This window comes from Streptomyces sp. NPDC053426, assembly GCF_055585405.1.
In genome coordinates this window covers 34,786-45,111 of the sequence record NZ_JBVJKE010000015.1, presented here as the reverse complement: position 1 = coordinate 45,111, position 10,326 = coordinate 34,786, and the positions used below count along the sequence as shown (strand labels likewise).

General features: G+C 73.4%; 10 protein-coding genes. 1 reads left to right on the top strand and 9 read right to left on the bottom strand.

Annotated features, from left to right (window positions below; genetic code table 11):
* Window positions 1–172: 172 nt before the first annotated feature.
* The 9 genes from ACZ62B_RS27780 to ACZ62B_RS27740 all read right to left on the bottom strand — a co-directional run bounded on the left by ACZ62B_RS27780 (window position 173) and on the right by ACZ62B_RS27740 (window position 8,654).
* Entirely contained in the window at window positions 173–1,003 is an 831-nt protein-coding gene (locus tag ACZ62B_RS27780) for a pectate lyase (protein ID WP_469692468.1), read from the bottom strand.
* 85 nt (window positions 1,004–1,088) lie between these two features.
* Complete coding sequence (locus tag ACZ62B_RS27775; RefSeq protein ID WP_468721439.1) at window positions 1,089–1,964, bottom strand: hypothetical protein; 876 nt, start codon at window positions 1,962–1,964, stop codon at window positions 1,089–1,091.
* Window positions 1,961–2,566: a SigE family RNA polymerase sigma factor gene (locus tag ACZ62B_RS27770; protein ID WP_344563963.1), complete on the bottom strand. Its 606-nt coding sequence runs from the start codon at window positions 2,564–2,566 to the stop codon at window positions 1,961–1,963. Before ACZ62B_RS27770 ends, ACZ62B_RS27775 begins: the two co-directional genes overlap by 4 nt.
* Window positions 2,567–2,812: 246 nt before the next feature.
* The gene (locus tag ACZ62B_RS27765; protein WP_469692466.1) at window positions 2,813–4,270 is read right to left on the bottom strand and encodes a peptidoglycan D,D-transpeptidase FtsI family protein; all 1,458 of its coding nucleotides are present in this window, start codon (window positions 4,268–4,270) and stop codon (window positions 2,813–2,815) included.
* 96 nt (window positions 4,271–4,366) lie between these two features.
* Entirely contained in the window at window positions 4,367–5,029 is a 663-nt protein-coding gene (locus tag ACZ62B_RS27760; protein WP_344563957.1) for a response regulator transcription factor, read from the bottom strand.
* A complete protein-coding gene (locus tag ACZ62B_RS27755) occupies window positions 5,026–6,324 on the bottom strand; it encodes a sensor histidine kinase (RefSeq protein WP_344563955.1) in 1,299 nt (432 codons plus the stop codon). The genes ACZ62B_RS27760 and ACZ62B_RS27755 overlap by 4 nt, the downstream gene beginning before the upstream one ends.
* Window positions 6,321–7,322, bottom strand: a complete 1,002-nt coding sequence (locus ACZ62B_RS27750) for a hypothetical protein (RefSeq protein ID WP_468721442.1) — start codon at window positions 7,320–7,322, stop codon at window positions 6,321–6,323. The genes ACZ62B_RS27755 and ACZ62B_RS27750 overlap by 4 nt, the downstream gene beginning before the upstream one ends.
* Window positions 7,323–7,403: 81 nt before the next feature.
* Window positions 7,404–7,877, bottom strand: a complete 474-nt coding sequence (locus ACZ62B_RS27745; RefSeq protein ID WP_344563951.1) for a GNAT family N-acetyltransferase — start codon at window positions 7,875–7,877, stop codon at window positions 7,404–7,406.
* 3 nt (window positions 7,878–7,880) lie between these two features.
* Window positions 7,881–8,654 carry an IclR family transcriptional regulator gene (locus ACZ62B_RS27740; protein ID WP_030224445.1) on the bottom strand — a complete coding sequence of 258 codons (774 nt, stop codon included), beginning with the start codon at window positions 8,652–8,654 and terminating at the stop codon, window positions 7,881–7,883.
* A gap of 142 nt (window positions 8,655–8,796) precedes the next feature.
* On the opposite strand from ACZ62B_RS27740, the gene ACZ62B_RS27735 reads away from it, so the two are divergent.
* The gene (locus ACZ62B_RS27735) at window positions 8,797–10,326 is read left to right on the top strand and encodes an aldehyde dehydrogenase (NADP(+)) (protein WP_344563949.1); all 1,530 of its coding nucleotides are present in this window, start codon (window positions 8,797–8,799) and stop codon (window positions 10,324–10,326) included.

The following is a 10,326-nucleotide window of genomic DNA, read 5'->3' as shown; positions in this document are numbered from 1 at the left end:
ACGGACGGCGGACGCCCCGCCGGATGGGATCCGGCGGGGCGTCCTGGTCGGCGGTCCGGATGGGGGTCCGGACCACCAGGGGGTTCCGGCCGCCCGAGGGGGGCTCGGGCGAGGCCGGTCACCGGGCCGTCGGACGTCGGGACGGCGGCCCGGGGTCATGGGCCCGGCGGGATCACTTGTAGGTGATGTCCGAGGACGAGAACTTGCAGTGCTTGCCGTCGGCGCCGGAGCCGAGGTCCTTCGGCTCCTTGCCCGTGTTGTTGCCCTGGAAGCGGGTGCACGTCTTGATCTTCTTCTTGCCGTCGCCCTGGATGCGGATCTTCGACAGCGTGGCGGTGTCACCGTAGTTGGTGTTGATGCCGACGAGCGACTTGCCCGGTGCGACGACGTCGATGTCCTTCAGCACGATCGTGCGCTTGTACTGCGTCCTGCAGTTGCCGCAGGAGCGCACCAGCTTGCCGAAGTCCTCGACCCGGAAGCCGCTCACGGTCAGCGTGCCGGCGCCGTTGAACTGCAGCACCTTGTCGTCGGCCTTCTTCGCGCCGCCGCCGATCACCTTGTACTGGGCCGACGACGACTTGCCCTTGAAGCTGGCGGCGTCCTCGCCGACGTCCAGCCACCACACGTTCTGCAGCGTGCAACTGCCCTTGCAGTGCACGCCGTCGGCGGCCGGGGTGCCGATGATCACGTTCTTCAGCGTGGCGCCGTCGGCCAGCTCGAAGGCCGGGTCCTGGCCCTCGTCCTGGCCGTCGCCGCCGAGGTCGCCGGTGCCGTAGAACTTCTTCATGCCGCCGTCGTACGTCCCGGAGACCGGGACGGTCTTCGACACCGGCTTGCTGCCGGTGTCGGAGGGCCAGGCCGAGGCGGCGCCCGCCGTGGACAGCATCGTCGTGGTGACGATCGCCGCCCCCGTGATGCCGAGCGCGGAGACTCCGGCGATCACGGCCCGCCGCCTGGTGGTCCGGCGGCGGTGGGAGACGGGCTGTTCGGGTCGTGCAGTCATGCGCGATGTCCTTGCAGGGAGAGGGTCTTTGCGCTCACTGGTCGCCGCCGCCCCGGAAAGGGTTGCCGCCCGGACGATCTTTTTTTCACGCGCCCCCGTCGTCCGCCGGATCCTCGTCGTCCGCGTCGTCCTTCTCGTCCTGCGCCGCGAAGTCGCCGCCGACCGCGCGCTCTTCGGAGCCGGTGCCGGCCCGCGCCGTGTAGGTGTCCTCCCCGGCGTCCCGGCCGCCGCGCGCGTGGTCGTACTGCCCGGCGAAGACCCACTCGCCGGGCTCGATCGTACGGCCGTCCTTGAGCGTCCAGACGTAGACGAGGAAGCCGTCCCGCTCGTCCACCGAGAGCTCGAAGTCGTCCTCGGGCAGCGAGCGCCAGGCACCGGTGGAGGTCACCCCGCCGGTCTGCGCGATCCGCAGTTCCACGGTGAGCGCGGTCAGTCGCTCGGTGGTCTTCAGGGTGACGTTGCTCTGCGCCCAGAACTCGTTGCTGTGCGGGTCCACCGAACCGTCCGACCACAGCGGCCCGTCCTCGACCCCGGCCGGCGGCCTCTCGGGGCCGCCGGACGAACTCGGCTTCCCGGCGGGCGGGGTGGCCGTGTTCCGGGGCTGCTCCGAGGTGTCCGGCGCGGGGGGTGCCGACGGCTCGGGCGGCCGGCTCGTCGCCTCCGGGGACGGCGTGGGCGTCGGCGAGACGGCCACCTGCCGCTGCGGCGGCTTCTCGTCCTGCACCGAGGACGCGACCGCGTAACCGCCCACCGCCAGCACCCCGGCCACCGCGGCCGTCGCGCCCGCCACCCGGACCCAGCCGAACAGCGGCGGACGCGCGGCCCGGTGCTCCGGGCGGGCCGGTCCGGCCATGCCGCGCTCCACCCGGGCCAGCATCCGCTCCCGGTCGGGCTCGTGCGCCCCGGCCGCCTCGTGCAGCCGGGCGCGCAGCTCCTCGTGCACGTCCCGCCGCATCGTCATCGGTTCCTTCCCGTGGCCCCGCCGGGACGTTTCCGTACGCTCCCGGCCGTCTTCCCGCCCGCGGTGGCCGCCACCGCCGCGTGCACCTGGCGCGGTACCTCCCGCGTGCCCAGCAGCCGCTGCAGTTCGGTCATCCCCTTCGAGGTCTGGCTCTTCACCGTACCCACCGAGATGCCCAGCGCCAGCGCGGTGTCCTTCTCCGACAGGTCGAAGGCGTGTCGCAGCACCACGCACGCCCGCTTGCGGAACGGCAGCCGGCGCAGCGCCTCCTGCACGTCCACCACCCCCGGCACGTCCGGGTTCTCGATCCGTTCCTCGCGCGGCGACCAGAACAGCGCGATCCGCCGCCGCTCGCGCACCGCGCTGCGGATCCGGGTCCGGGCCAGATTGGCCACCACGCCCCGGGCGTACGCCGCCGGATGGTCGGCGGCGCGCACCCGGTCCCAGCGGTGCCACAGCGCCAGCAGCGCGTCCGCCGCCAGATCGTCGGCGGTGTCCGCCTCACCCGTCAGCAGATGGGCCAGCCGGGACAGTTCGGCGTAGTGGCGTTCGAAGAACGCGTGGAACTCCACGGAGGCGTCGTCGTCGACGACGGTGCCCACGGGCGCCCTCCCCTCACAGCGGCGTCGGGCGCCCGACGGGCACCGATGACGGTGTGTGTCATGTAGATGACACGTGAAAATCCGGAGTGACCGGCGTGAGTTCCGGAGCGTAGCAGTGATCATTCACGGGTCCGTGCGGAGGGTCGAACGGTGTCTGGCCGGTCGGTACCCGAATCCGTACCACGGGCCGCCCCCCGGGGGAAGGGGACGGCCCGTGGTACGGGCGGCCTGTCGGCCGGTGGGATCTCAGTCCCGCAGCGCCGCTTCCATCGCCGCCTTGGCGACCGGGGCCGCCAGACCGTTGCCGCTGACCTCCGAGCGGGCCGCGTCGGACTGCTCCACCACGACCGCCACGGCGACCTCCCGGTCCGAGGAGTCCGACTCGGCGTACGAGGTGAACCAGGCGTACGGGGTCTTGCTGTTGTTCTCGCCGTGCTGCGCGGTGCCCGTCTTGCCGCCCACGGTGGCACCGGACATCCGCGCGTTCGACCCCGTGCCCTCCTCGACGACCGTCTCCATCGCCGACCGGAGCTGCTCGGCGGTCGAGGCGCTGACGATCCGTTCCGTCCCGGCCTCGTCCTCGTAGTCCTTCAGCACGTCCCCGCTGCTGTCGGTGACGCGGCTGACCATGTGCGGCGACACCAGCTCCCCGCCGTTGGCCATCGCCGCCGACACCATCGCCATCTGCAGCGGCGTCGCGGTCACGTCGAACTGGCCGATCCCGGTGAGCGCGGTCTGCGACGGCACCATGTCCGAGGGGTACACGCTGGTGTAGGCGCGCACCGGCACGTCCTGCGTCTCGTCGTTGAAGCCGAACCTCTCGGCCATCGCCCGCACCTTGTCCTGCCCCAGGTCGACGGCCATCTTCGCGAAGACGTTGTTGCAGGAGTACTGCAGCGCGACCCGGATCGAGGCGTCCTCACAGGGCGCGTCCGGGTTCTCGTTGGTGAGGTCCGTGACCGTGCCCGGCAGCGTGTACGGGTCGGGGCTGTCGGTCTCCTCGTCCACCGACCCGTACAGCCCGTCCTCCAGCGCGGCCGCCGCGACGACCAGCTTGAACGTCGAGCCCGGCGGCAGCGGCTGGCGCAGCGCCCGGTTGGTGAGCGGCTTGTCCGGGTCCGCGGTGAGCTCCTTCCACGCCTCGCCCGCGGTGTTGGCGTCGGTCAGCGACGCCGGGTCGTACGACGGGGTCGACACCGCCGCGAGGATCCGGCCGGTCCTCGGGTCGATCGCGACCGCCGCGCCCTTCTTGTCGCCGAGCGCCTCGTACGCCGCCTTCTGCACCGCGGGATCGATGGTCGTCACCACGTTGCCCGGCTCGGCGCGCCGGTCGGTGACGGTGTCCGTCACCGTCTTCAACCGGGGATCCGTGCCGTTGAGCAGGTCCTGGTAGATGCCCTCGAGCTGCGTCGGCGCGTAGGCCTGCGAGGCGTAGCCCGTCACCGCCGCGTACAGCGGGCCGTTCTCGTACGTGCGCTTGTACGCGAGGTCGCCTCCCTTCGTCCGCGCCGAGCCGGTGATCGACTCACCGGCCACGATGATGTTCCCGAGCGGCTCCGCGTACGTCTCGATCGCGTTGCGCCGGTTGTCACTGTCGTCCGCGAGTGCCCGGCCTTCGTAGAACTGCACCCAGGTCGCCCTGATCAGCAGGGCGAACACCAGGAACAGGATGAAGACGGAGGCACGCCTGATCGTCTTGTTCATTCCGTCCGGACAGACGAACGGGAGGCGTCGGATCGTTCCCTTCCGCCCGGTTTCTCATCGGGCGTTCATGAAGCCGGCCCCGCGTCGGGCACGGAGTCATGCGTCGCGCAGGAAGCCCGACTCGTACGCCGCGATGACGGCCTGGGTGCGGTCCCGGGCGCCCGTCTTGGCCAGCACCGAGGCCACGTGCGTCTTCACCGTCGCGGCGCCGACCCCCATCCGCCGGGCGATCTCCGCGTTGGTCAGCCCGGCCGCCATGAGCCGCAGCACCTCGCTCTCCCGCCCGGTCAGCCGCGCCACCCACGCGGGAGGCGCGGGGCACGCGCGCGCGTGCTCGGCGGCGAGCGCGCGGACCGCCGCCGGGAACAGCAGGGTGTCGCTGCGCGCCACCAGCCGCACCGCCCCGACGAGCGCGTCGGCGTCCGAACGCTTCAGGAGGAACCCCGCGGCCCCCACGCGCAGGGCGTCGTACACGTAGGAGTCGTTCTCGAAGGTGGTGACGACGACGATCCGGGGCGGCTCGTCGAGACCGGCGAGGATCTGCTCGGTGGCGCGGATGCCGTCGGTCTCCGGCATCCGTACGTCCATCAGCACGACGTCCGGCCGCTGTTCCCGCACCACGGCCACCGCCTCCGCCCCCGTGGCGGCCTCACCGATCACCTCCAGATCCGGCTCGGCGGACAGGATGGCCCGCAGCGCGGTGCGCACCATGCGTTCGTCGTCGGCGAGGACGACACGGATCGGGGCGGGGCCGGTCATGAGGGCTCCTCAAGAGGGTGGCGCGGTCCGGGAGGACCGGGTGCGGCCGACGGGGGCGTCAGGGGCAGCCGTACGCGCAGACGCCAGGTGCCGTCCGCCGGGCCGGCCCGTGCCGTGCCGCCCAGCAGGCGGGTGCGGGACTCGATGCCGGTCAGTCCGTGGCCGCCGCCGGGGCGGGTCGTGGGAGGGGCCGTGAGGGGGTTCTCGACGGTGATCTCCAGGTGGTCGGCGCGCAGTTCGACGCGTACGGTCACCGTGACCCTCTCACCGGCGTGCTTGAGGGCGTTGGTCAGGCCCTCCTGGACGATGCGGTAGGCCTCGCGGGAGAGCACCGGCGGCAGGGTCTCCAGCGGCGCGCCGATCGTGGCCGCCACCGTCGGCCCGGCGGCCCGGGTGCGGCGCAGCAGGCCGTCCAGGTCGGCGGCGAGCGTGGGCGCCGGAGCCGTACCGGGCGCGTCGCCGTCCCGCAGCACACCGAGCACCGCGTCGAGTTCGCCGACCGTGCGCCGGGTGGTCTCCTCGATCGCCGCGAGGGCCTCCCGGACGAACTCCGGGTCGGTGTCGAGGACCCGGCGGGCCGCGCTCGCCTGCAGGGTCACCGCGCTCAGCGCGTGTCCCACCGAGTCGTGCAACTCGCGCGCCAGCCGGTTGCGTACGGCGAGGTCGGCGGCGCGCGCCTCGGCGGCGGCGAGCCGGTCCTCGGGGGCCGGACCGAGCAGCGCGGGCGCCCAGCGGGCCAGCAGCGCGCCCGCCCCCGCGGCACAGCCCGCCAGCGCGAGGAGCGACGCCACGCCCGCGACGGGCGCGAGCGCCAGTGCCCACGTGTGCTCGAAGACGTCCGGCAGCCCGAGCCGGGTGTCCCGCAGCACCGCGGCGAGCGGCAGCAGGATCAGCACGGCGGCGAACGGCGGCAGCGCCAGCGACATCCCGGCGACGATCCCGCCGGCCCCCAGATGCAGTGTGAACCACAGCGCCGTACGGCCCTTGGCCGCCCGGCCGCGGGCGGGGCCGTCGGCGAGCAGGGCCGCGTCCACCCCGCACAGCCAGCGCACGGCGGCGCTCTCCAGCGGCCGGGTCAGCGGGAAGAGCGAGGTGACGGCGGCGAGCGGCAGACCCACGGCGAACGAGGCGAGCTGGAGGACGACCGACGAGAAGACCTCGGTGGAACCGGCCACGGGACCGACGACGACCGCGCCGACCAGGACGTACGGCATGGCGAGCGCGCCGCCCAGGATCAGATGGATCCAGCGCAGCCGCGCCCGCCGGCCGAACAGTGGCCGCAGAAGGGCCCTCACGTCACCGGGTGCCGCACGGAGCGCGCCGCGAGGAACCGGGCGCCGACGGTGGCGACGAGGAGACCGACGATCATCTGGCCAGCGTAGGTCAGCAGCGTCAGCGCCGTGGGGTGGTCGGCGGGATCTCCGCCGGGGAGCAAGGCGGCCGCCGTCATCCAGCCGCCCCAGCAGGCCACGGCGCCGGACCCGACTCCCGCGAGGACGAGCGGCACCCGCACCGGCAGCGCCGGAACCCGCCGGAAGGCCAGCGCCAGGCCCCCGGCGACCGCCGCCAGGAGGAAGACGACGTACAGGGACTCCAGGACGTGGAAGTCGCTGCCCCGGTCCGCGACGGCGCCCTCGGTCAGCCCGGTCGTGCCGCCGCAGGCCCACACCGCCCGCAGGGTCAGCGGGAACAGCGCCAGCACGGCGGCCGCCACCGCCAGGGCCCGCTGTCCCGTTTCCGGCCGGGCGGGCAGGTCCCACATCCGGCCGCGCCACAGACGGCCCCAGCGGTCCCGGGCGTACAGGACGAACAGCGCGCCCAGCGCCAGGCCCTGGACGATGAACCCGGTGTAGACGACGGCGAACACCCACGCGTGCAGGAAGGGTTCGCCGTCCCCGCCCGAGGTGCCCGCGGCGCTCCCGCCGAACGCGCGCACCAGCATCTGGAGCGGATAGCCGGCCATGACCGGCGCCAGCAGCCCCGTCGCCGCCCACATCGGCACCGCCAGCAGCCAGGCGGGCACCCCGCGGCCCCACGGCCGGGTCAGCAGCAGCGCGAGCACGATCACCGCGCCGTCCATCAGTATCGTGAGGACGTTGGCGACGGCCATCGCGGTGGGGTGCTCCAGCAGCGGGCTGCCCGCCGGAATGCCGGTGTGACTGCCCGCCACCCACGCGGTCTTGAGAGCGACGTACGGCAGGCAGGCCACGACGGCGACGGCGCGCAGCAGCCTGCGCGAGCGGGGAAGCGTGGAGCCGCCGGTGACGACGGCGGAGGCGAGTGTCTGCGACATGCCCTCACGCTCCCGCGCGGTGACCGGCCGGCGCGTCCTGCACGGCGACGATCCGCCTCCGCCGCGCGGGGGAGGACCGGGTCAGCCGTCCAGCGTGAGCACCAGCTCGTCGATCTCCGCACCCCGCGCGGGGGCGTACCCCGTGGTCCGCGCGGACACTTCGAAACCGCACCGCTCCAGCACCCGCCGCGACCCCGCGTTGTCCGCGGCCACGCGCGCGTACAGGGGGCGTTCGGTCACCTCGGCCAGCAGACCGCGCAGCGCGGCGGTGGCGATGCCCTTGCCCCAGTAGGCGCGGTCGACCCAGTACGTCACCTCGCGCTCACCCGGCTCCCCGTAGACCGACGCGTGGCCCACCACGTCACCGTCGGCCAGCACCGTGCGCACCACGATCTCCGGTGAGGTGCGGATGTGCGCCCAGTGGGCGTCGAAGCGGTCCCGGTCGGCCGGGTCCTCGGGGGTGAAGGCCGCCATGTGCAGCGCCTCCGGGTCGTTCGACTGCCGGTAGAAGACCGGCAGATCACTGTCGTGCACCGGCCGCAGGGCGATGTCCACGGGTCAGAGCCTCCGGGTGGCCAGGGTCAGCCGGTCGCGGGCGTCGAACAGGGCGTCCTTGACCATCTGTTCGTGCGCGGGCGTGAGCCGCGCCACCGGCACCGAGCAGCTGATCGCGTCCCGCGCGGGGGTGCGGTACGGGATCGCCACACCGAAGCAGCGCAGCCCCAGCGTGTTCTCCTCGCGGTCCACGGCGAAGCCCTGCTCCCGCACCAGGTGCAGCTCCTCGATGAGCTTCTCCCGGTCCGTGATGGTGTGCTCGGTCAGCGCGGGCAGCGTCTCCGGGAGCATCTTGCGCACCTGCTCGTCCGGGTACGTGCTCAGCAGAGCCTTGCCCAGCGACGTCGAGTGCGCGGGCAGCCGGCGGCCGACCCGGGTGAACGGACGCAGGTAGTGCTGCGACTGGCGGGTGGCGAGGTACACCACGTTGGTGCCGTCGAGCCGGGCGAGGTGGATGGTCTCCGTGGTGTCGTCGGAGAGCCGGTCCAGGGTGGGCCGGGCCGCCGCGACGACCTCGTCGCCGTCGATGTACGACGTGCCCACCAGCAGCGCCCGCACGCCGATGCCGTACCGCGTGCCCGTCGCGTCCGTCTCCACCCAGCCGAGGTCCACGAGGGTGCGCAGCAGCATGTAGAGGCTCGACTTGGGGTAGCCGACGGCCTCCTGGACCGCCGCCAGGGAGTGCATGCCGGGGCGCCCGGCGAAGTATTCGAGCAGTTCAACGGTCCGCACCGCGGACTTGACCTGCGCCCCGCCGCCCGTCTCGCCAGCCGACATCGCCCTTGACCCCTTCGTTCGCCTGGAAATAGTCTCCGAAGCACATTCACCCACAGAGACAGTGTTCAGTATATCGAACAACCCTGTGGGGTGACGTACATACTGCGGCATTGCATGCGGCAATCAAGTGGAGGGACCCGCGGTGGCAGCAGCACCAGTCTGGAGTGTCGACCCCCGAACCGGGAAGCAGCGTGAACAGGTTGCGGTGGAGGCCACAGCCCAGGAGGTCGACGCCGCCGTCCGCGCCGCGCACGACGCGCGCGGCGCGCTGACGGACCGCACCGTCCGCGCGGCCTTCCTGCGCGCGGCCGCCGACGAACTGGAAGCGGCCAGGGACCAGCTCGTCGAGGTCGCCGACGCGGAGACCGCCCTCGGCCCGGTCCGGCTCACCGGCGAACTCGCCCGCACCTGCTACCAGCTGCGCGCCTTCGCCGGCATCGTCGAGGAGGGCGCCTTCCTCGACGTCGTCATCAACCACCCCGACGACACCGCGACCCCGCCCGTCCCGGACCTGCGCCGCTACAAGATCCCGCTGGGCGTCGTCGCCGTCTACTCCGCGTCCAACTTCCCCTTCGCCTTCTCCGTCGCCGGCGGCGACACCGCGAGCGCGCTCGCGGCCGGCTGCCCGGTCGTCGTCAAGGCCCACCCCGACCACCCCGGACTGTCCGAGCTGGTCGCCAAGGTGCTGCGCCGGGCCGCGGCCCGCCACGACCTCCCCGAGGGCGTGCTCGGCCTGGTGCACGGCTTCGAGGCCGGCATCGAGCTGATCAAGCACCCGCTGGTCTCGGCGGCCGGTTTCACCGGTTCCATCCGCGGTGGCCGCGCCCTCTTCGACGCGGCCGCCGCCCGGCCCGTCCCGATCCCCTTCCACGGTGAGCTGGGCTCCCTGAACCCGGTCGTGGTCACCGAGGCCGCCGCCGCCGAGCGCGGCGAGGCGATCGGCGCCGGACTGGCCGGTTCGATGACGCTGGGCGTCGGCCAGTTCTGCGTGAAGCCGGGCCTCGTCCTGGCACCGGCCGGCGCGGCCGGTGACGCGCTGGTCAAGTCGCTGACGGACGCCGTCAGCGACACCGACGCCGGCGTCCTGCTCGACCACCGCATGCGCGACAACTTCGTCGCCGGGGTCGCCGAGCGCGGCCGGCTCCCCGACGTGGAGTCCCCGGTGACCCCGGGCGCGGGCGGCGAGCACACGGTCAGCGCGGGCTTCCTCACCGTCCCGGCGAGCCGGCTGGCCCAGGAGGGCGAGCACGACCTGCTCCTGGAGGAGTGCTTCGGGCCGGTCACCGTCGTGGCCCGCTACGAGGACGACGCCGAGGTGCGGGGGGTGCTGTCGCGGCTGCCGGGCAACCTCACGGCGACCGTGCAGCTGTCCGCCGGAGAGGCGGCCGGGGAGGGCCGCGGGGCGGAGCTGGTGCAGGAACTGACGCCGCTGGCCGGGCGGGTCCTGGTCAACGGCTGGCCGACGGGCGTCGCGGTCGCCCCGGCCCAGCACCACGGGGGGCCGTACCCGGCGACGACCTCCACGTCCACGTCGGTGGGCGGCACGGCCATCGAGCGGTGGCTGCGGCCGGTCGTCTACCAGGGAACGCCCGAGGCGCTGCTGCCCGCGGAGCTGAAGGACGACAACCCGCTGGGGCTGCCCCGGAGGTTCAACGGCCGGCTGGAGCGCTGA